The 23,141-nt window shown below is 27.9% G+C and carries 14 protein-coding genes; 9 read left to right on the plus strand and 5 right to left on the minus strand.

Translation table 11 applies throughout. The features are described 5' to 3' along the window. The first annotated feature begins 23 nt into the window (after positions 1 to 23). From BFL38_RS03950 to BFL38_RS03960, 3 genes are all read left to right on the plus strand, one after another. Complete coding sequence (locus BFL38_RS03950; RefSeq protein ID WP_069725831.1) at positions 24 to 1,082, plus strand: tetratricopeptide repeat protein; 1,059 nt, start codon at positions 24 to 26, stop codon at positions 1,080 to 1,082. Positions 1,083 to 1,469: 387 nt separating this feature from the next. Further along, a complete protein-coding gene (locus BFL38_RS03955; RefSeq protein ID WP_008730925.1) occupies positions 1,470 to 2,831 on the plus strand; it encodes an MATE family efflux transporter in 1,362 nt (453 codons plus the stop codon). A gap of 148 nt (positions 2,832 to 2,979) precedes the next feature. After that, the gene (locus BFL38_RS03960; RefSeq protein WP_069725832.1) at positions 2,980 to 4,410 is read left to right on the plus strand and encodes a sodium:solute symporter family protein; all 1,431 of its coding nucleotides are present in this window, start codon (positions 2,980 to 2,982) and stop codon (positions 4,408 to 4,410) included. Positions 4,411 to 4,521: 111 nt separating this feature from the next. On the opposite strand, the gene BFL38_RS03965 is transcribed toward BFL38_RS03960, so the two are convergent. Both BFL38_RS03965 and BFL38_RS03970 read right to left on the minus strand, forming a co-directional pair. Further along, positions 4,522 to 4,776 carry a hypothetical protein gene (locus BFL38_RS03965; RefSeq protein WP_008722815.1) on the minus strand — a complete coding sequence of 85 codons (255 nt, stop codon included), beginning with the start codon at positions 4,774 to 4,776 and terminating at the stop codon, positions 4,522 to 4,524. 169 nt (positions 4,777 to 4,945) lie between these two features. Next, positions 4,946 to 5,635, minus strand: coding sequence for a hypothetical protein (locus tag BFL38_RS03970; protein ID WP_069725833.1), 690 nt, complete (start codon positions 5,633 to 5,635; stop codon positions 4,946 to 4,948). 1,234 nt (positions 5,636 to 6,869) lie between these two features. On the opposite strand from BFL38_RS03970, the gene ileS reads away from it, so the two are divergent. After that, entirely contained in the window at positions 6,870 to 9,641 is a 2,772-nt protein-coding gene (gene ileS, locus BFL38_RS03975; RefSeq protein WP_069725834.1) for an isoleucine--tRNA ligase, read from the plus strand. Between the two features lie 58 nt (positions 9,642 to 9,699). Here ileS and BFL38_RS03980 read toward each other — a convergent pair whose 3' ends face one another. Both BFL38_RS03980 and BFL38_RS03985 read right to left on the minus strand, forming a co-directional pair. Next, positions 9,700 to 11,274 carry a UvrD-helicase domain-containing protein gene (locus tag BFL38_RS03980; RefSeq protein ID WP_069725835.1) on the minus strand — a complete coding sequence of 525 codons (1,575 nt, stop codon included), beginning with the start codon at positions 11,272 to 11,274 and terminating at the stop codon, positions 9,700 to 9,702. Then, positions 11,264 to 13,144, minus strand: a complete 1,881-nt coding sequence (locus BFL38_RS03985) for an ATP-dependent nuclease (RefSeq protein ID WP_069725836.1) — start codon at positions 13,142 to 13,144, stop codon at positions 11,264 to 11,266. Before BFL38_RS03985 ends, BFL38_RS03980 begins: the two co-directional genes overlap by 11 nt. A gap of 256 nt (positions 13,145 to 13,400) precedes the next feature. Here BFL38_RS03985 and BFL38_RS03990 point away from each other — a divergent pair, with 256 nt between their 5' ends. From BFL38_RS03990 to BFL38_RS04000, 3 genes are all read left to right on the plus strand, one after another. Beyond that, entirely contained in the window at positions 13,401 to 16,268 is a 2,868-nt protein-coding gene (locus BFL38_RS03990; RefSeq protein WP_256097193.1) for an Eco57I restriction-modification methylase domain-containing protein, read from the plus strand. 8 nt (positions 16,269 to 16,276) lie between these two features. Then, positions 16,277 to 17,107: an RES family NAD+ phosphorylase gene (locus tag BFL38_RS03995; protein WP_083249373.1), complete on the plus strand. Its 831-nt coding sequence runs from the start codon at positions 16,277 to 16,279 to the stop codon at positions 17,105 to 17,107. A gap of 143 nt (positions 17,108 to 17,250) precedes the next feature. Further along, entirely contained in the window at positions 17,251 to 18,207 is a 957-nt protein-coding gene (locus tag BFL38_RS04000; protein ID WP_069725837.1) for a hypothetical protein, read from the plus strand. Positions 18,208 to 18,776: 569 nt separating this feature from the next. Here BFL38_RS04000 and BFL38_RS04005 read toward each other — a convergent pair. Continuing rightward, complete coding sequence (locus BFL38_RS04005; RefSeq protein WP_069725838.1) at positions 18,777 to 19,394, minus strand: HD domain-containing protein; 618 nt, start codon at positions 19,392 to 19,394, stop codon at positions 18,777 to 18,779. 116 nt (positions 19,395 to 19,510) lie between these two features. Between BFL38_RS04005 and BFL38_RS04010 the strand changes: the two genes are divergently transcribed. Both BFL38_RS04010 and BFL38_RS04015 read left to right on the plus strand, forming a co-directional pair. Further along, positions 19,511 to 19,774 carry a hypothetical protein gene (locus BFL38_RS04010; RefSeq protein ID WP_069725839.1) on the plus strand — a complete coding sequence of 88 codons (264 nt, stop codon included), beginning with the start codon at positions 19,511 to 19,513 and terminating at the stop codon, positions 19,772 to 19,774. A 240-nt stretch (positions 19,775 to 20,014) separates the two neighbouring features. Further along, on the plus strand, positions 20,015 to 23,140 hold the full coding sequence (locus tag BFL38_RS04015; protein ID WP_069725840.1) for an efflux RND transporter permease subunit: 3,126 nt from the start codon (positions 20,015 to 20,017) through the stop codon (positions 23,138 to 23,140). Position 23,141: the final 1 nt, after the last annotated feature.

A 23,141-nucleotide genomic window follows, 5' to 3' on the forward strand; every position in this document is an offset into this window, starting at 1 on the left:
AATTGTAGTTATAGGAGTTAAAAATGGCAGCAATAACTAATTTTTTATTTATGCAGCATGTAAAAGAATCTAAAAACAAATTAGAAAATTTCAAAACAGAATTAAATAAATGTGTAGATGAGTTTAATAATTTTTTGAATAATATTGATGCAGAAAACTATTCTGATTTTGATGATTTTAACGACAGAGCAAAAACTTTTAATGAAGAATTAAATAAAATAATTTCAGATAAAACATATCTTATAGGCAGTTTCACAAATATAGTTGACAATCAGAAAAAAGTTGATATTGATGGTTTAAACAATCTTACTGATTATAATGATTATAATTCTAAAGGTATTCATAAAAGTGCTAATGGACAATATTTAGAAGCTATAAAATATTATGATGAAGCCATAAAGTTAAATCCTAATATGACAGATGCTTATTATAATAAAGCTATTGCCAAAACTAAACTTGGACTTTTAAAAGAAGCTATAGAAGAATATGATAAGGCTATAGAGTTAAGGGATGATTATGCAGATGCTTATTATAACAGAGGACTTCTTAAAAGCGATTTAGGACTTTTAGAAGAAGCAATAAAAGATTTTGATAAAGCTTTATCAATAGATCCTAATTTGTTTGATGCTTATAATAATAAAGGAGTATTAGAAAATGAGTTAGGACTTTTTAAAGAAGCAATAAAAGATTTTAATAAAGCTATAAAAATATCAGATGATGATGCGGTTATTTATAACAACAGAGGTAATTCAAAATATAATTTAGAGCTTTATGAAGAATCTATTAAAGATTATGATAAAGCTATAAAATTAAATCCTAATTATGCTTTTGCATATAATAATAGGGGAAATGCCAAAGATAATTTAGGTCTTTATGAAGAGGCTATAAAAGATTTTGATAAGGCTATAGAATTAAAACCCGATTATGCAGATGCTTATAATAATAGAGGCTATTCTAAAGAAAATCTAGGTCTTTATGAAGAGGCTTTAAAAGATTATAAAAAGGCTTTAAAATTAGATCCTAGTAATGAATATGCTAAAGAAAATATCAAATATCTTAAAAAAGAATATGGCTTGAAATGAACTGTAATATATTATTTTTTGAAAAATTATAAAAATTAATAGACTTATATTTAATAAATTTATTCTAATTGCCCACCCTCTAGGCTTTATAATACCATTTGCAATTTTTATATTATACTTCTTTATAATTTACACTGTTATTAATAAACCCCACCCTAGATTTATTTAAATTTATAATATACATAACGCACGTTAAGCGAAATCATTAAATATAGATTGATTTGTAATTCTAATTTTAATATATATAAAATTTTATTAACCGTGCGTTTAATTAAAAAAATAGTATAGAATAGTAAAAATAATTTTTCTTTTTACTATTCAATTAATTATTATTTGGTTTATAATATTGCTGTAAGTTTAATTAAATAATAGGTGTTAAAAATATAAATGGCTAATCATATAGGAACAGATCTCACAGAAGCAAAAGTTGTTCCAACATTATTAAAATTGCTCATACCAATATTGCTGTCAAATATGCTCAATGTTGTATATAATATAGTAGATAGTATTTGGATAGGCAATATTATAGGACCGCTTGGACTTTCTGCTGTTGCGGTAAGTTTTCCAATAATGCTTATCATGGGATCTTTTGCATTTGGTGTAAATATGGCAAACGGAGTTATAGTATCGCAATATTATGGAGCTAAAGATTATGATACTGTAAGCCATGTTATAAAAGTATCTACCACTTTGGGAGTTATAATACTTGTTACTGTCGGAGCTTTAATGCTGATATTTTCAAGAAATATATTGGTAATGATGAAAACTCCTGAAAATGCTATGGATATGGCATTAATATATTTAAGAATATCTATCTTGGGTATGCCTTTTGCTTATACTTATTTTTTTATTTCTTCTATATTAAGAGCCGTAGGAGATACTGTAAGACCATTAATATTTTTGATTGTATCATCTATAATTAACATAATATTAGATCCTATACTGATAAAAGGTTTTTGGATAATACCGGCAATGGGACTGCAAGGTGCTGCTATTGCTACGGTAATTTCCCAATTTACTTCTGTATTTATAAGTACAACATACCTTAGAATAAAAAACAGCTTTATAAAAATTAATCCTTTTATATTTACATTCGATTTGAATATGACTAAAAAAATACTGAAATTAGGAATACCTATTTCATTCAATCAGTTTATAGTAGCATTCGGCTGGCTTGTTATAACTAGGCTTATAAGCAGTTTTGGGGAAGCTGCAAGTGCAACAGTTGCCATAGTAAATAGGGTAGAATCTCTCTTTATAATGCCTATGGGAGCTTTGGGAAATGCTGTTATGACAATGTCGGCACAGAATATCGGAGCTAAAAAATTAGAGAGAGTAAAAGAAATTCTAAAAAGCGGAATTATTATAGGGATTATAATTTCTTCTATTATGAGTATATTTTCAATAACTAATCCATACTTACTTATAAGAATGTTTACAAAAGATACTCAAGTTTTTGAATATGCAAGAAGTTATATTTATACTATAATGCCTATATTTATTTTTTATTCTGTGATGTTTGTATGTAATGGTGTTATAAACGGAGCAGGAAAAACTATAGTAATAATGGCTTTCACCACTTCAACAACATTAATTTTAAGAACAATTTTAGCCTATGCATTATCTCCGCATTTTGAACTTGTGGGTATATGGCTTTCTATGGGTATATGTTATATAATTAATACTTTCTTTAGTATGTATTATTTAAAATCTAACAAATGGCAGAAAAATGCAAATATTACAAACTAGTAAATTAAAAAAATATTGTTATTTTTGAAAATAATCTAAAAATTTTTGTATTTTTTACAAAAAGATGGCTTTTTTTAATTAAAAAAATATTATAATGAGTTATTCGTATTTTTTATAAAAAACAAAAAATATTTAAGGAGTTTTAATTATGGGAGGAACTATAGTAATAATTATAGTGGTTATATATTTAATAGCCATGCTTCTTATAGGCGTGTACTCTAGTAAGAAAATCAGTAATAGTAATGATTTTGCATTAGCCGGAAGAAATTTAGGACCTGTACTTTTGGCTGGAACTTTAGCTGCTACAAATATAGGAGGCGGTACTTCCTTAGGTTTGGCAGAACAGGCTTATGGTAAATGGGGGCTTTCTGCTGTTTGGTATGTAATAACAGCTTCTATTGCATATTTAGTTCTTGCTTTTTTGGCTCAGAGATTTAGAAATGCAATGGTTACTACTGTATCAGAATATTTTTATAAAAGATACGGAAAGGCTAATGCTTTGGTAACTTCTATAATAATGGGACTTCCTATGATAGGTATAACAGCCGCTCAGATAATAGCTTCAGCAAGTATTTTGACTGTTATGACAGGCTGGAATTATAAATTGTCAGTAGTAATAGTTACAATAGTAGTTACTGCGTATTCATCTATGGGAGGACTTTGGGGCGTTGCTTTTACCGATTTAATTCAAGGCTCATTAGTATTTATAGGAAGTTTAGTTGCTATACCTTTTGCTTTACATTATGCAGGCGGTTTTGAACATGTGGCAGCAAATTTAACATCCGCTCAAAAATCTTTTACAGCAGGTATGGGCTGGCCTACTATAATATCTTTAACTATAATGTATATTGCATCATATTCAGTTGGTCCTGAAATAAGTCAGAGATTCTTTTCTGCTAGGGACTCTAAATCTTTAATGATAGGTTCTTTAGCAGGAGGATTAGTATGTATATTGTATTCATTATTTCCAGCATTTTTAGGTTTGATAGCTTCAAGTGTAGTTAAAGACGGACTTATTACTTCTGAACTTCTTACTTCTGAAGGTACAAGATATATTTTGCCTGTTTTAGCCATTCACACTATGCCTCCTGTTATAGTTGGATTATTGTTTTCTGCCTTAATATCTGCTACTATGTCATCTGCTGACTCTGATATGCTTGCAGTGTCAGTAATTGCCACAAATGATATATATAAAAAATACATTAATAAAAATGCCACTGATAAACAATTACTTTTTTTAGGAAGAGCATGTATGATTGCAGTTGGGCTTATATCTATGTTTATAGCTTTTAAAGCTTCAAACTTAATAACAATACTTATGTTCTCATTTAGTTTGAGAGCAGCAGGAGTATTCATTCCATATTTATTTGGAAACTATACAAATAAAAAACTTTCTGCGGCTGCTAGTATGGGATCATTGATAGCCGGAAGTGTTGTTACAATATTCTTCCAATACAATAAAAATATCAATTTATTCGGAGTTGACCCTATAATACCTGGCATAGCTGCAAGCTTAATAGTATTTTTAGTTCTCTCTGCTATAATACAGCCTAAGCCTGATGCTTCAAATACAAAATAAAAACTTGATTAAAATATAATAAAAGCAGATAGAAGATATATAAATCTTTTATCTGCCTTTATTTTGTGTGAGATATTTTTATGATATATTTTGAGTTTTGTATTAATTAAATTATAAAGCAGGTGCATGCTTTCCTTTGTTGGGGCCATTAGGATGTTTGAGACAATAACCATTTACTAATGACTGTAAAGATTTGTTTTTAGCTCCGCAATACTTACAAAAATATTCAGACTTTTCACCGCCTTCATAAAGTTTATGCTTACCCTTGTTAGGGCCATTAGGGTGTTTTAGACAATAACCGCTAGTAAGTGAAGCTATAGATGAGTATTTAGCACCGCAGTATTCGCAGTAAAAGTTTTGAGCCATAAAAAGCCTCCTTTAATTTTGTTATGTTTTAATTATACAGCATGTTTGCGACAAAAACTGTCATAATTTTTAAGAATTTTATTTTTTGTATAAATATAAAAAGCCATACAAAAATAAAAGGCTTCACCTGAAAATACAGGCAAAGCCTTTTAACTAAAAATATGATTGATTATTGTTTTTTATTGCAAACTATATCTGTATTTAACATTTCTGCAGGTGCATCTGGGTTTTTTGTAAATCTAACTGTTACAGAAGAACCATCAGGAGTAAACTTGAAAGTACCTACTACTGAATCGCTATTTAAAGAAAAACTATAATCTGTACCATAACCTGTTACAGTAAAATAATTACCTTGAGGAAATGTAGGTGCAGTAGTATTATTTAGATCGGCAGTCATAGCAGCTAGACTAGATGCTACTGATACCCAAAAATATAATTGGCTACCTTGATAATTAAAAGTTTTTGTAGATACATAAGTATTACCGTTATACTGTTCTATACCTTTTGATGTTTTAGTATATTTAACCTCTTGTCCATCAATATTTACAGTTGCATTATTTACATCTGAAAATGTTATTGTAAACTCTCTACTATAAATTTTTACTTTATAATTAGGATCATTAGCCTCTAATACTTCACCTTTATTTCCACGAGTGCTATTGTATTCATATATATTACCGTTTATATCTATTTCTACAGCATCAGGGTTATTTGATGATGACCATATACCAGAATATTTTGGATCTATAGTTTTTGGTGTACTTGTATCTGGTGCTGTTTTGTCCTTATTAGAACAGCTTACTGATAACACTCCTACTAAAAATAGGGTTAGAAAGATTGTTGAAATTTTTTTACTCATAGTAAAACTCCTTTTAATTAGTTTTTTATTATAAATATCATTAAAGATATTTATTTCTATTTTAATTTAAAAATTTTTAAATGTATTATTAAATTTATAATACTAAATTAAATTTATATTTAAATTTATTATATTATAAATTATTTTAAATAAAATACAAGTATAATATTTGATTTTTATAATTTCATGTTACATTACGACTGTAAAAGAGATTATAATTTTAATACTATTTCGTACTAATTTTTATAAATATATTTCCCCTCAAAAATAAGGCTTTGAAGCGTTTGAAAATCTATAAATAAAACTCTAAATATAATAGACTTGTTTCAAAACTATTTTTATTTAAATTGCGTGGACTAGCCCTGCGAAACACACAGTCGTGCCCGCTCTGCGTGCCGTAGGTCTGTGGTGACCCATACGAAGTACACCTCACTCTGTGTGCCGTAGGCAGGCGAGACGCAGTCGCGAAAGACTGAATTTGACGAAGCCCACAGAGCGTGTACGGCAAAAAAGTTGATAAAATATTCATTAAATAAAAACTTTGTCAAACATTTATATACTTAAATATTATCTCTTTAATAACAAGGATTTGAAGCGTTTTGAGTTTTCAATATATACTCAAAATTCTTTGTTAGTAATTTTTTTATTCAACTTTTTCCCGCCTTCCACAGAGTGGCGGGCTTCGCCAAAAGAACCTTATATCCTCGATAAACTCGGATACGCTTCGCGAAAGTGCAAGTGTAAAATTAGTACTAAATCGTATTAAATTTGTGTTACATGTAAGAGAGCTTTAGTAAATTAAAGCCCAAATGTAGCCTTTCGCGACTGCGGGCTGTGCCTGCTTCTTTGCGGCAATACCACAGGCACTTCCTACAGTCGCAAAAGAAGTGGGGTGCTGCGTAGCACACAGAGTGGTGGGCAAAGCCATGCAAATATTTAAAATTAAAAAAAATTAATTTTTGACAAATTGTAATTGTTTAGGTATATACTGAAAATTCTTTCTCAGTAATTTTTTTATTCAACTTTTTCCCGCTGCAAAAAGTGCAAGTCTAAAATAATACTAATAGGTATATTAAATACATATACAATAGAAGAGATCTGTAATAATCAATTATTATACGCATTCAATAAAATAAAACTTGTAAAATTCTCTCTTCTAGTATAAAATTATATATCTTTATAAAATAGTAAAAATTTTATATAAGAAAATCTAATTAATGGAGCAAAAATTAAGATGGACTATAGTTCTACTATTAATCTGCCTAAAACCGCTTTTCCTATGAAAGCAGGTTTGAAGGAAAAAGAGCCCAAAATAATAAAAAAATGGGACGAAGAAAAACTTTACCAACAGCTTAGAGAATTAAGAAAAGGTGCTCCTAAATGTATTTTACATGATGGACCGCCTTATGCGAATGGAGACATTCATATTGGAACATCATTGAATAAAATTATTAAAGATATTATTGTAAGGTATAAATCTGCTAAAGGTTTTGATTCGCCTTATGTTCCTGGCTGGGACTGTCATGGTATGCCTATAGAATTAAAGGTGCAGGAAAGTTTGGGAGATAAATATAAAGAAACTTCTAAATTTATAATGAGAAAAAAATGCCGTGCTTATGCTCAGAAATATATTGATATTCAAAGAAAAGAGTTTAAAAGACTTGGTGTTATGGGTGATTGGGAAAATCCTTACCTCACTATGTCGCCTGAATATGAATCTGAAATAGTTGAAGTATTTGCTAAACTTGTAGAGAAAGGATATATATATAAAGGGCTTAGAACTATTCACTGGTGTATGGACTGTGAAACTGCATTGGCTGCTGCTGAAATAGAATATGATGATAATCATACTTCTACAAGTGTTTATGTGAGATTTCCAGTATTAAATAAAATCAATGATAAACTAAACGGCAATGTTGATGTTATGATATGGACTACTACTCCTTGGACACTTCCTTCAAATATGGCTTGTGCTTTTAATAGAGATTTAGATTATGTGGCTGTTGAAATAGACGGAAGATACGCAATAATGACTAAAAGCCTAGTTGATACTGTTCTTGGCAAAAAAGATATGAAAGCAGAAGTCAGAGATATGATTACAGTTTCTATAGAAGAAATTGAAAAACTTGAAATAGCTCACCCATTTATAAAGGACAGAAAATCTGCTGTTGTATTTGCTGACTATGTTGAAGCTACTGCTGGTACAGGTGTTGTTCACACTGCTCCAGGTCATGGTATGGAAGACTATCAGACAGGCGTTAATTACGGACTTGATATATACTGTCCAGTAGATAAGGCTGGAAGATATACAAGCGAGTTTCCAGAAATGCAGGGCATGAAAGTAAGAGACGCTAATCCTAAAGTTATTGAAATACTTGAAAATAACGGCTCATTATTCTATAAAGAGAAAGTTACACATAGTTATCCTATTTGCTGGAGATGTAAAAATCCTTTGATATTCAGAGCTACTTCTCAGTGGTTTATGGATATGAAACATGACAATATAGATGAAAGAACTGTTAAATCTTTAGATAATATTAAATGGTATCCTACTTGGGGACATGACAGAATGAGAAAGATGCTTGAAAATCGTCCGGACTGGTGTTTATCAAGACAGCGTTCTTGGGGTGTTCCTATACCTGCATTCTACTGTAAAAACTGCGGTAAAACTTTGCTTACTGCTGAGTCTACTAAGCACTTTGCAGAAATAGTAAAAACTAAAGGAATGGATGTATGGTTTGAATTAGAGCCTAAAGATTTACTTCCTGAAGGCACTAAATGTGAATGCGGTTCTTCTGACTTTGGTAAAGAAGAGGATATTTTGGATGTATGGTTTGATTCTGGTGTATCATCTTTTGCAGCACAGAAAACCAATAAAGATTTGGACGGAGTTTTCCCTGTTGATATATATTTGGAGGGAGGCGATCAATACAGAGGCTGGTTCCAAGCTGCAATTTGGCCTTCTATGGCTATAAGAGGAATTCCTCCATACAAAGAGCTTGTTACACATGGTTGGACTTTGGACGAACAAGGCAGAGCTATGCATAAAAGTGCTGGTAATGTTGTTTCACCTTTAGAAGTTATTGACAAATACGGTGCTGATATATTAAGACTTTGGTGTATAAGTGAAGACTTTACCCACAATGCACGTGTTGGCGATAATATGATGAAAGCTATTGCCGATAACTACAGAAAAATAAGAAACACTTTCAGATATTTGCTTGGAAATATTTCTGATTTTGATTACAGCAAAGAAAAGATCGAAGTTAAAGATTTGCTTCCTGTAGACAGATATGCATTATCAAGACTTCATAGCTTTATAAAAGTTGCTGATAAAGCCTGTGAGGGTTATGAATTTCATTTATTCTATCAAAGACTTATAAATTACTGTGTAGTTGAACTTTCTGCTACTTACTTTGACATTATAAAAGACAGATTATACTGCGATAGAAAAGATTCTATTTCAAGAAGAAGTGCTCAGACTGTACTTACTGAAATATTGGATGTATTAGTAAAACTTATAGCTCCAGTACTTCCTTTCACAACTGATGAGGTTTGGGGATACTACAAAGGAGAAAATGCTTCTTCTGTACATTTGGAATTATATCCTAAAGCTGATGATAGTTTGATTGATTTAGAGTTGGAGCAAGAATGGGCTTCACTTCTCAAAGTACGCGATGATGTATTATTATCGCTTGAAAGAGCTAGAGACAACAACACTATAGGTAAATCTTTAGAGGCTTATATAACAATATGCACTAAAGAGTCATCATCAAAAGACTTGCTTACAAAATATCAAAAATATTTAAACGAAGTATTCATTGTAAGTAAAGTAACAATTTCAGACAGCAAGGACGATACATTTATAGAAGGCGGTGTTTCATTTGTTAAGACAGAGAAAGCAAGCCATGAAAAATGCGTTCGCTGCTGGGGACATTATGAGAGTGTAGGTGAAGACAGCGAGCATAAAGAGTTATGTTCTAGATGTTCTGAAGCAGTTAAATAAAAAAATATAATTATTGAAATATTAAAAGGGCAGCTATGAATAATGGCTGCCTTTTTGTTTAATCAATATTGTTAATTAATTTTAATGAGTGATAAAATAAACAAGAAGCTTTATTTTTTATTGCTGTTATATATAAACCATATTTTGTTCTAGTAATTGCTACATAAAAAGCTTGATAAAATCCTTCATTTATATCAATTATATGATTGTAACATATATTATTACATTTATTACAATTTTTTTTATATATGAATTGTTTTTTATTTAAAAATGGAATAAAAACATAATCCCATTCTGCCCCTTTTGCTTTATGTATATTTAATATATGTACATTTACAGAGCAATAAGGAGCATACTTTATTAAATCTTTTTCTTTTAGAACTTCTATTATTGTATTAAAATCTATTCCAAACTTTAAACAATAGTTTTTATAACCTTCTATTAATTTTGATATATCATTATCATGATAATTTTTTATCTTCTTAATAAGATTATTATAATTTAATATTTTTATATTTGTTGCTATATGGTATATATTTTCCATTATTGTATTTAATTCTTTTTCGGTTTTTAATATATTTATGTATTCTATATTTTCCTTTATTAAATTTTCAAATAACAAATTTAAGATTTTATCATCATTAAAATAAAATTGATTAGAAAAAAGTATTGCTATTTTAGCTTTTTTATTTTCAGAAATAATTTTATTAATTTGATTATTAATAAATGATATCTCTTCTTCAAAGTAATTAAAACTTTTTATTTGAAAATCTTCATCAAGTTCTATTTGTAATTTTCTATCGTAATTTCTAATATTTTTTTGGAAATTGGATATATTTCCTCTTTCTTCTAATCTATAATTTTTTTGTAATTCTATAATTTTAGTTATATTAAAATATTTCTTTAATAAATATTCAATTTGTTCCCCTAAAGCATCAGCAAATTTCATTATAGATTGAAATATATCTCCTAAAAAAAATATTTTATTATATTTATTATCAGCAATACTTCTTAATAAGATAAAGTGCAATAAATTTATATCTTGACATTCATCTACAAAAATATAACTGTATAAATTTTTATATATTTCATTTATATTAAAATTATTTAATAGAACTATTGCAAAATATATTACATTATCATAATATATCTTTTTATTGGCATTGATATTATTTATGCATTTTTTTATATTTTTATGATTTAATTGAATATTAGGAAATTCTATGTTTATTTTATCAATCATTTTCTTATATTTATCTTTAATTTCATCTTCAAGATTATTATGTTCATATTCATATTTATAGTCAATATTTAAATATTGTTTACCTTGAAGCCTTAAAATTCTGCTAGCAAAATTATGAAAATTATATATATCTACAATTTGATTATTATTTAATCTGCTTTCAATAGTGTGTTTTGCCACATTAGATAATGTTAAAACTAGAATTCTTTTTGGATATTTAATTTGTTTACTTTCTATGATATAGTTAAGTTTTGAGATTAACATTTCTGTTTTACCATATCCCGCAGGAGCAATTGTAAGAGATTGTTCTGTAGATGTTATAAAGTCTAACTGTTCTTTATCATTTTTGTGTTTTTCTAATATTTTATTAACTTTATCACTATTCATCATTTTTTAATTCTTTTATTAAATCAATTATATATTTAGGAAGTTTATAATTTTCTTCAGCTGCTTTGTTGTTAGTTTGAGGTATAATATCAGCAGGATATGTTTTTTCATATTCATCTTGTTCTAGTTTTAAATTTTCTTCTATTATTTTTTTGATTAATTTATAATTATCATCTATATTTTTATTATTTTCTCTCATATATACTAATTTTTTAGTAAATTCTTCATATTTTAAATTTTCATCTTGTATTTTTTGAATAAGTTTATCTTTATTCTTACTATTAATTTCATTAATGCTAATATATGTTTTTTGAAAGTGGTTTTTTATGCATACTAAAATGCTTTCCTCAAAATCCCAATAATCTGAAACAAAAATTTTTACATTATTACAATCACAATTTTTTATAGTTTCGTATAAATCATAAACTCTCTTATCAACATATCCATATTCTTTATTTGTGTATGTTATATATATTTTGTTATTTCTTATTTCTTCATATTTATTTTTACAATCTCTATCTGTAAGTATATATGTTTTTATTTGCAATTTTGAGAATATTTTTGCTAGACTTGGAAAATTATTTGGTGATGCTTTAATAATATATATATGTTCTTGATGGATATTAATACCATTAGCATTTAAACAAGAAGGTAAAAATCCAACTTCTGTATCACCCTCTACCAGTATAATTTTTTTAGCAAAAAGTCCCTCTAATATATTTCTATCAAAAATCATAAACTGTTTTAAGTTTGCTTCCTCTTCATCAAGAGATGCAACTTTAACAGTATTTTCTTTATCATAATAAAGTCTTTGTATAGATAATCTATTATTTTTTTCATTTAATTCTAAATGAGGTATTATATGTGCTGAATGTGTGGACACAAAAAATATAGGAGTAATTTTATAGTCTATTTCATCATTATCATCAGTTATTATATTAAGAATATTATTGATAATTTTACAGTCTTGATTATCATTAAATATTGATAACCAATGATCCATAAATTGACGCTGTAAAAATGGAGATAAAAATACTTCTGGTTCATCAAATAAAATAATAATATTAGTATTAAAACCTTGAGATTTTGTATTATTTATTTTATCGTATAAAAATGCCAAAAAATCTATAAATGGATATAGATAATATCCTCTTCCTCTTCCTAATTGATTTAAATATAATTTATTATCATCATTATGATAATGTACTAATTCAAATAATTTTAATAAAAACTTTATTTCATCATCAATTTCAATATTTAATTTTAATTCTTGATTTGGTTTATTAAATATAGGTTTAAATATTTCATTTAGTTCATTTTTACAATTTTCATAATTTTCTTTTAATAATTTTTGTAATTTGTTATCATCATTTTGATATTTTTTTATTTGATTTTCTATTATTTTTGATATAAATTTTCCTATTCTATTTGATTTGTTAAACATGAAATTATTATCAAATTCTCTCGGACTATATTTATAGCAGATAAAATTGGTTAATATATTATTATGTAACTTATATTCTTCTGTAAGATTTTTATAAAACCATTCATATTCATCATTACTACTATATTGTTTATATACTACTTTCATAAAATACTTATCATTATCTTTATAAATGTAATCTTTAAATATTTCATCAGTATCTAATTCAAGTTTTATTTCTATTTCAATTTTTTCTTCATTTTTATAGAAGTCTTCTTTTTCAAATAAATTTTTTTTGTATGTAAATAATTTAAATATTATGTCTATGATATTGGATTTTCCTATTCCATTTTCACCTGTTAGGTAAATCATAGAATATTCATGTTTTAAATCAATTTTTACATTTTTTATATTTTTATAATTTGTTATAATTAATTCTCTTATATACATATTTATAGTATAATTTATATTTTATATTAATCAACTAATTTATTTTGTTTGATGTTGGGTAATCAGCCGCACTTACATGGGGCGTTTGGTAATGTGTTGCAGTGCCGTGTGGGAAGGTCTACAGCTCGTAGTGCCCGTATGGCGAATACTGCGGAATGCCCCCGACCGTAGGGAGTGCGTAGCTAGACAAGTAGTTGCAAAATGTGCAGTTTGGGTGTATTGTAGGTAAAAATATAATTTTGGGGGATTTTATTTTATGGATAAGCACAGCACAGCACAGCACAGCACAGCACAGCACAGCACTTTAAACTATTCTAGTAATTATGTCAACTCTGATTTTAAAAATCAGTCATACGAAAAAATACTTTTTCTAATTAAAAAATTTAAATCTAATTATTCTCAATACACTAACAAAAATTATAATGAAACGGAGACTAGAAGGGATTTTTTGGATCCGTTTTTTGAGGCGTTCGGTTGGGATGTGGCTAACAGGGCGGGTAAGTCTCAGACTTATAGAGATGTTATTCATGAGGATAAGCTCAAAGTGGGTAAAGAGACAAAGGCTCCTGATTATGCTTTTCGTATTGGGGGGAGTAGGGTTTTCTTTGTGGAGGCGAAAAAGCCCGGGGTTAATCTTAAAGAGGACAGTTTGCCTGCTTTTCAGCTTAGGAGGTATGGTTGGAGTGCTAAACTCGGAATCAGTTTTCTCACTGATTTTGAGGAGCTTGCTATTTATGACTGCACTAGAAAGCCTAGCATAAATGATAAGGCTTCTACTGCTAGGATTGAGTATATTCATTTTGAAGATTATCTTGATAGGTTTGATTTTCTTTATGAGATACTTAATAAAGAGAGTATTGAGCAGGGTTCGCTTGAAAAATATATTGCGTGGAGTTCAAACAAAAAAGGTACTGAAAGCGTTGATATTGATTTTTTAAGCACGCTTGACAATTTGCGTACTAAACTTGCTTCTAATATATCTAAATTAAACAAAGATTTGTCTGTAAGGGATTTGAATTATGCGGTTCAGCAGATTATTGACAGGATTATATTTTTGAGGGCGGCTGAGGACAGAGGCATTGAAGAGTATGGGGATTTAAAAAGGACATGCGATAATAAGAATGAGAATTTTTATAGTAATCTTTTGGGGATTTTTAAAAGGGCTGACGGTAAATATAATTCGGGGCTTTTTGATTTTGCTAAAGACAGTATAAGCGGTAATATAGAGATTGACAATAAGGTGATAAAGGATATTATTAATGAGCTTTATTATCCTTTGAGTCCTTATGAGTTTTCTGTGATATCGGTTGAGATAATGGGGAATGCTTATGAGCAGTTTTTGGGTAAGACTATCACTATAGGGAGGAATCATAGTGCGAAGATAGAATTAAAACCAGAGGTGCGTAAGGCTGGAGGGGTGTATTATACGCCTGAGTATATAGTTGATTATATAGTGGAGAACACGGTTGGGGAGGCTATAAGGGGTAAGAAGCCAGAAGAGATTGCGAATATAAAAATATTGGATCCTGCTTGCGGCAGCGGAAGTTTTTTGCTTGGGGCGTATAAATATTTACTTAATTATCATATTGAATATTATAATAAGATAAAGGACAGGGCGAAGTTTAAGGGGTCGAAAGAAGATGTAATAAAAGAGAATGGGGATTTGACAATTTGGATAAAGAAGCAGATATTACGCAACAATATATTTGGGGTGGACATAGACAGCAATGCGGTTGAGGTAACGAAATTATCGCTTCTTATGAAATGTTTGGAGGGAGAGAGTCCAGCGTCAATACAGAACAATCAGGATTTATTTAATGAGCGGGCTTTACCGTCATTGGAGGATAATATCAAGTGCGGTAATAGTTTAATAGGTAATGATTTTTACGAGAGCCAGTCGGTGCTTGATTTTGACGAGGAGACGCAGTATAAAATAAATTGTTTTGATTGGGAAGATGAGTTTAAAAGCGTTTTTAAAGCGGGCGGTTTCGATGTGGTGATAGGCAATCCGCCGTATGTAAGAATACATTTATTAGATAAAATACAGCTAGATTATTTTAAAGATAGATATTCTGTATGTAAAGGTCAAATTGACTTATACAGTCTTTTTATAGAAAAATCTATATCTTATTTATCAAAATCAAATGGTTTAGTTAGTTTCATCGTTCCCCGATTTTTAAAATTTAATATAGATAGTGAAGAAGTAAGGAAATTATTTTTAAAATATAATATTAAACAATTAGTAGAAGTTGGAAAGGCTTTTAAAAATGTTAGTACCGAGTGTATAGTTTTTCTAGTTTCAAAAGATGATAAAAAAGAAGATATAAAAATATATGACTATTATCCAAATAAAGATGTTACATTTATAAAAACTATGGATAAAAATATGTTTTATAATTTTCCAAATATAATTTTTAATACAATAGTTTCAGAAGAAGAAATAAATATTATTAATAAAATGTTATCAATAAGTGTAAAAGTTTCAGAAATATGCAGTTTAAAAAGAGGCATGGAAATTGGTAAAAAAGATATTAGAGAAAATAAATCAGGTATACTAACTTTACTAGGTGAAGAAGTTTCAAAATATCAGATAGCATATGAGAATACATATTGTTTAGAAAATCACAAAGAAGTATCAAGATTAAAATTATTTTCAGAAGTAGAAAAGATTTTAATTAGGAGAGTTGCAAATCAGTTAATAGCTACTTATGATAATGAAAATTATTATTTTATAAAAAATTTATATTCTTTGATTTCAAAAGATTATAATTTAAAGTATATATTGGGTTTACTTAATTCTAAATTGTTAAACTTTTTCTTTAAAAAATATTTTACTACTAAAAAAGAAGATATATTCCCAGAGATACAAGCATATCATATTAATGAATTACCTATATATAAAATAGATTTAGATAAAAAAGAAGAAAAAGAAAAATATAATAAAATTATAGAATTAGTTGACTCTATGATAATTCTAAATAAAAAAATATTATCTGAAAAAAATCCTAATTCTTTAAATATGATAAATAGGCAAATTTACGCTTGTGAAAAACAACTTGATAATTTGATATTTTCTATTTATAATTTAAATGATGAAGAAAGAATGATTATAGAAGGAGATTAAATAAAAAAATGGAAGAAGATAATAAAAAAGATATTAATCCAGTATGGGCTGTAGCAATTGTTTTGTTATATTTTAAATATAAAATAATGATTGATGTTGAAGATTTTAAAAAAGAAATAATTTATAATAACAGATTTTTTCCAAAACATAATATAATAGATGTTGTAAAAAAAGAAGCTTTAAATTATAAATTTATATTAGAAAAAGATAGTGAATTGTATCGTAGTAGAATTTTTAAAGATGATGTTATTAAACAGGAAGTTAATGAAGATAAACAAATAATTGGTTATGATGAAAAAAATTCTATGGCACCAAGTCCAGAAATAGCAAAGGCAGGTAGGGCTAATCCTGAAAAAATTAGTTATTTATATACTTCTGAGGATATAAAAACAAGTATAAAAGAAGTTAGACCAATGATAGATAGTTTTGTAAGTGTAGCTGAAATAAAAATTTTGTGCGATTTAACATTATTTGATATTACCAAATTTACATTTGAAAATATTGAAAATATTAAAACAGAACTTGTTTCTTTAAATGAATGTTTTTCCAATGTAAATTATGGAAATGATATAGATTACATACCAACTCAATATATTGCAGAATTATTAAAAAATCTTGGATTTGATGGTATTAGATTTGGCAGTTCTTTAAATAAAGGTGGTATAAATATTACTTTATTTAATCATGAAAAAAATTGTAAATTTATAAAATCTAAATTATATTTTATATCTGATATTGATGTAAAATATTCTAGTGATGTTATGAAAATTGTAGAATCTTTATCTGATGATTCATTTTATAAATTTTTAGATTTGTATAATGATATTAATAAAAAATAGTTTTATTAATATTCTTTTTTTATTAAATTATATTGACAAAAATACCGATAATTTTGATTTAAAGCTAAATTTTTATTTAATTCTGTCGATTTATTCTGTATAATAATTATTAAATTACAAATGTGTATATTATTGGAGGAATAATGGAAAATATATATTTAACAAAAACAGAAATTATTGATTTAGTTGTTGAATATAATAGCAACGATACAAAGCAAATGTTATATTTTATTGAAAATGATTGTAATATAAAATTTGATATTATAAAAGTTAAATCAGGTATTGCTTTGGATAACTTTAATATTTCAATTTATTGTTATAAATTATTTTATAATAATAAAAAATCTAATAAAGATTTTACTAATAGGTATAGTGATGATAAATATTGTGTATATAATTATAAAGCAAAAGATGTGTTAATAGAATTATTTAAATTATTATATGATGAAGATATAGAAAATATAAAAAATATTACTTTAAAAATGAAAGAAAGAAAACATATTAAAGAAAATAATAGTATTAATGTTTCTTCAAAAAATATTGTTAAAAATATGAGTGATATTAATAATTATAATAATTTAGATGATCATATAGAAAATAGACCTGAAATGATAAATATTATTACAGAACTTGAAAAATCAAAAGAGAATATAGGATATATAGTAAAAGAAGACCCTGAATTTTTAAAAGTAATAAAATATAGATTAGAAGAAATAGAAAAGAGTATTAAATATAAAATGCCACTTACAGCCATTATATTATCAGGAAGTACTTTAGAGGGAATATTATTATATATTGCTAATAAATTTGAAGTAAATTTTAAACAATCTCAATCATCTCCTAAAAATAAAAGTAACAGCACAAAAGAATTTGATGATTGGACTTTAAATAATTTTATTGATGTTGCTCATGATATAGGTTTTTTAAAAATTGATGTAAAAAAATTATCTCATAATTTAAGAGAATTTAGAAACTATGTACATCCATATAAGGAACTAGAAAATAATTATCATCCAAGTATAGAAGTATCCAAAATTTTTATACAGATTTTAATATTAGCAATTAATGAAATAATAGAAAAACTAAATGAACAAAATTAATTGTTTGATGTTGGGTAATCAGCCGCACGTACATTGTACTTCTGTAAGGGGTTGCAGTACCGTGCGGAATGCCCGTATGGCGAATACTGCGGGAAGCCCCCGACCGTAGGGAGTGCGTAGCTAGGCGAGTGTTTCAAATGGCTAGCTTGTATGGGTTAGGAAAGTCCGATTTTTTTCGTTTTTTTCTAAAAAAGTTACTGTTTGCAGGCTTGTTTTGTTAAAAATGTTTGTTTAATAATAAGGGCGGGTTTGGGTGGGTTATATGGTAAATTTTTAAAAAATTATTTCTGGGTTAGTCTTTGAGTTTGGGTTGGGTTTTTATTTAGTTTATTTTGTTTGTGTTGGGTAATCAGCCGCACGTACAGGGGGCGTTTGGTAAGGGTTAGCGTTGCCGTGCGGGTAGGTGCTACAGCTCGTATGCGGGAATGCCCCCGACCGTAGGGAGTGCGTTAGCTAGGCGAGTAGTCAGCCGCATACCCTCATCGCAGTCTGACTTCCTCACTTCGTTTGGTCGTATTGACTGTACATAATAGGTTGCTCATGGAGAATGTGCTGGTGATGTATAGCAATTAGATGATGCTATCTCTTATATGCGGAAGTAAATTGTAAATAGAAGTTCCTATTGTGCTTTCAAAATATGCTTTTATTTCAAATACTTTCTTCCACCTTAAAGCACTTTGGGGAAATGTACCATATCTTAAAGCTACATCTATGAACCTTTTTTCTAAAATACAAAAACCTGTAGGCAAAGCAAGACTGTCGCATAATTGAATAAGAAGATCATAATCATCATATACTGCATTACTTATAAACTCTTTCATAAAGTTATAGTCATCTTCAGACATATCAAATTTTCCTATTGCTGTGTTTATATCTTGTATCATAAATGCATGACTTATACATATTTGAGCCAATTTATCCCAGCCGTATTTAATGCAGTATTTGTAGCCGTCTATTAAATGCCTCTCAGAGCTTATACCAGTATATCTTCCTATATCATGAAGAAGCCCGAATATGTAGGCATTATCTTCATCTAGTTTTTTGTTTTTAGAGTTTTTATTGTAGTGTGATGCTATTATTTTTGCAGCTTTGGCAGTGTATCTTGAATGTTCAGCCCAAGGAGTTGGGTTTGATTTATATGCTTTGTTTAATTCGTATTCAGCTCTTTCTAAATCTAATATTTCCATAATTATCTCCTTTTCATATTAATAATAATATAATTTTTTTAAAAATAAACATCATTATAGGGAACTTTTATTATATTTTTTCGTCTAATAAAACAAATAAAAACTAGGGTATCACTATGTTAAAAAAAATTATTTTTGCATTTTCTTCTATAATATCACTTTTTTTATTAAGTTCATGCTCCCCTGCATTCGACAGAATGTTTCGTATGGCTCCTCCGCCTCCGCATGCTAGACATTATTTTGATTTTCCTATGATGTTTGGAGGACCTTTTGGTATTAACGGAATCCTTAGTATAATAATAAAAATATTGATAATTGTTGCATTAGTATTTTTAGTAAAGATTTTGTACAATAAAGATAAAAATAATAAAAAAGAATAGTTTGTTATTTTTTCTTTATATTTATAGCGGTTTATTTTTGTAAAAGTATATATAGTATTATTTTATTATACTAATACTTATATATTGAAAATATTTGTTTTGTTATGCAATTATATTAATGATATCAAATTAAAATATTATTAGTTTAAAAGTTATAAAATTTATATAAAAGCTATTGAATATTTTTTAGAATTTAATATCATATTTCCGTAGTATTTTTATGATATAATTTATAAAAAAATGAAAAGATTTATTACTTTCATAGTAAATAGACCTACAACAGTATTTGTTACATTAGTATCCATGTCCATAATTGGATTTATTAGTATATCAAGACTAAGTATAAATTATCTTCCTAATATGGAAGTTCCAATTATCAGTATAAAAACAACTTATGATAATGCCGGAGCGGAAGAAGTAGAAAAGTCTGTTACAAGATTAGTTGAGAATGCGGTATCATCTGTTAATAATGTAAAGACTATTAAATCAAAATCTAAAGAATCAGAATCTAATGTTGAAATAGAATTTAATTGGGGAACAGATTTGCAGACGGCAGCCGATGATATAAGGGAAGCTGTTGATATGATTAGAGCCTCTTTACCTGATGATGCGGATAATCCAAATATATCTAAATTTTCAACAGATGCCGAACCTATAATGAATATAGCTTTTTTTGGTACGGATAATTTGGCATCTCTCTATGATTTAGTTGATAGTCAAATACTCACTAGATTGGAGCAAGTTGAAGGAGTAGCACAAACAGAAATAAGAGGCGGATTAAAAAAGATTATTTCTGTAGATATAGATGTAAATAGAATTAATGCTTATTCCATAAATATTAATGATATAGTAAAAACTCTTTCTTTAGAAAATCAGAATGTTGCAGGCGGTGAAACTTATGAGGGCGTTTATAAATATAATATAAGAACTACAGGAGAGTTTAAAGAAGTAGGAGATATTGAAGATGTTGTCATTGTAGTAAAGAATGGTACCTATCCTGTAAGGGTAAGGGATATAGCTTATGTTCATGAGGATTATGAAGATGACTCTGAGATTGTTCGTATTAACGGACAAAAAGCTTTAACTATTGCAGTAACCAAAGAGTCAGGCGGAAACATCATACAAATAGCAAGAGATGTAGAAAAAAGGCTTAATGAGATTATGCTTCCTTCAGGAGTTTATTATCAGATACTTTTTAATAGTTCAGATACAATAAAGAATTCTATTCATAATGTTTTAAATACTGTATGGCAGGGAGCTTTATTTGCCGTATTAGTTCTTATGATATATTTATGGGACATAAGAAGTGTATTTATAATAAGTATATCAATACCTGTATCTGTAATAACTACTTTTATATTGATGTATTTTTTCAATATAACCATTAATGTAATATCTCTTTCTGGTTTGGTGCTTGGTGTTGGAATGATGGTTGATAATTCTATAGTAGTTCTTGAAAATATTTTTTATTACAGTAATTATTTTTCTAAATACAATATTAATAAAAATGATAAAAGAATGATAAAAATAAATAATATAAAATCATCTATACTAGGAACTAGTGAGGTATCTATAGCAATAACAGCTTCTACTTTAACAAGCGTATGTGTATTTCTTCCATTTTTATTTGTCAAAGGGCAGATGGGGCAGATGTTTAGCGATTTATGTATTACTGTTTCTATATCGTTATTAACTTCTCTTTTTGTGGCTTTAACTATAGTACCTCTTTTAGCATCAAGATTAAATAAATTAAATCCTGATAGTAAGTTGAATTTATTATTAATAAAATTAGAAAATTTCTTTAATAAAAATATCCACAATAATATAGAGAAGTTCTATGTAAGTACTCTTTTAATAGTGATAAGGAATAAAAAGAAATCCTTCGCTTTAATATCTATTTTATTAAGTTTATCATTATTTTTATTATTAATGAATATAGGAAAAGAAGGATATCCCGTATCAGATGAAGGTACTATTATATCAAGATTAAGACTTCCTGTAGGTGCTAGGGTAGAGTTTACAGATATGTTTATTGAAAGAATGGAAAAAGATATAGAAAGTGCCGTTAGTAATAATATGGCATACTATGAAACTAGAGTGAGAACAGGAAGAAATGAGCATCATGGAGAAGTTAGAGTAAAGTTGATAGATAGAGAAGATGGAAGAAAATTTGATATTACTCATTATATAGAGAGTATAAGAAATAAAGTTAATGGATATCCCGGACGAATAGAACTTAATTCTGAAAATACTGCTATGGGAAAACCTAAAAATTACAGTGCTATTATTATAGAGCTTGTAGGAGATGATCTTGACAGGGGATATGATGTAGCAAGTAATGTTATAGCTGCTGTCAATAATGTTGATGGCATTAGAAGTGTTTTGATAAAAGAAGATGATTCTAATCATGAACTTATTTTCGATATAGACAGAGATTTAGTATCTAAAATGGGTATTAATATCAATACGATTGCAAATATTATAAGAACTTCATTCAGCGGTACAACGGCAAGCAAGATGACTTTAGATAATTCTATATATGTTGATACAGATATAATAGTTCGTTTGGAAGATAGAAATAGAGATGATATTTCAAGTATTCAAAAAATGATGATTCCTACTTCAAATGGTATAGTACCAATATCATCTCTTGTAGAGATACATAAATCTACAGGTCCTATAGAGATTAACAGAAAAAATGATAAAAGAATAATAGAGATAAATGCTAGTTCTTATGGAAGACCTATAAATGAAATTATCGTAGATATTAGAAAAGAGCTTAATAAAATATATATACCAAGCGGATTTTCAATAAATTTTTCAGGAGATTATGAGGATATGCAGGAAGCTTTTATTCAACTGATAATTTCTATGATAATGGCTTTGGTTTTTGTATATGCTATAATAGCAGGTCAGTTTGAATCTTATCTTACTCCCTTTGTTATATCTTTAGCGGTTCCATTTGCATTATTTGGGGCTTTAATATTTTTGTACTTTTCTGGGAATACTTTAAATGTTTACAGCGGTATAGGTATTATAATGCTTGTAGGAATAGTTGTTAATAATGGAATAGTTTTAATAGACTATATGAATAGGGTTGTTATAGAGAGAAATATAAGTTGGAATAATGCCGCATTGGAATCATGCAGAAGAAGATTAAGACCTGTACTTATGACTTCATTAACTACAATATTAGGATTATTACCTATGATTTTTGAAATAGGCAGCGGAAGTGAAATGTACAGACCTTTGGCTATAGCAGTTTGCGGAGGACTTATCTTTTCTACTATGTTTACTCTTATAATAATACCTTCTGTTTACTCTAGTTTTAGAAATAGATTCAATATAAAGATAAGAAACGATTAAT

Source organism: Brachyspira hampsonii, assembly GCF_001746205.1.
Lineage (GTDB): Bacteria > Spirochaetota > Brachyspiria > Brachyspirales > Brachyspiraceae > Brachyspira > Brachyspira hampsonii_B.

Coding starts and splice junctions, on each gene's coding strand:
- BFL38_RS03960 (WP_069725832.1), top strand. CDS start 2,980: ATGGGAGGAACTATAGTAATAATTATAGTGGTTATATATTTAATAGCC.
- ileS (WP_069725834.1), top strand. CDS start 6,870: ATGGACTATAGTTCTACTATTAATCTGCCTAAAACCGCTTTTCCTATG.
- BFL38_RS03985 (WP_069725836.1), bottom strand. CDS start 13,144: ATGTATATAAGAGAATTAATTATAACAAATTATAAAAATATAAAAAAT.
- BFL38_RS03970 (WP_069725833.1), bottom strand. CDS start 5,635: ATGAGTAAAAAAATTTCAACAATCTTTCTAACCCTATTTTTAGTAGGA.
- BFL38_RS04015 (WP_069725840.1), top strand. CDS start 20,015: ATGAAAAGATTTATTACTTTCATAGTAAATAGACCTACAACAGTATTT.
- BFL38_RS03950 (WP_069725831.1), top strand. CDS start 24: ATGGCAGCAATAACTAATTTTTTATTTATGCAGCATGTAAAAGAATCT.
- BFL38_RS04005 (WP_069725838.1), bottom strand. CDS start 19,394: ATGGAAATATTAGATTTAGAAAGAGCTGAATACGAATTAAACAAAGCA.
- BFL38_RS03990 (WP_256097193.1), top strand. CDS start 13,401: ATGGATAAGCACAGCACAGCACAGCACAGCACAGCACAGCACAGCACT.
- BFL38_RS04000 (WP_069725837.1), top strand. CDS start 17,251: ATGGAAAATATATATTTAACAAAAACAGAAATTATTGATTTAGTTGTT.
- BFL38_RS03955 (WP_008730925.1), top strand. CDS start 1,470: ATGGCTAATCATATAGGAACAGATCTCACAGAAGCAAAAGTTGTTCCA.
- BFL38_RS03965 (WP_008722815.1), bottom strand. CDS start 4,776: ATGGCTCAAAACTTTTACTGCGAATACTGCGGTGCTAAATACTCATCT.
- BFL38_RS03980 (WP_069725835.1), bottom strand. CDS start 11,274: ATGATGAATAGTGATAAAGTTAATAAAATATTAGAAAAACACAAAAAT.
- BFL38_RS04010 (WP_069725839.1), top strand. CDS start 19,511: ATGTTAAAAAAAATTATTTTTGCATTTTCTTCTATAATATCACTTTTT.
- BFL38_RS03995 (WP_083249373.1), top strand. CDS start 16,277: ATGGAAGAAGATAATAAAAAAGATATTAATCCAGTATGGGCTGTAGCA.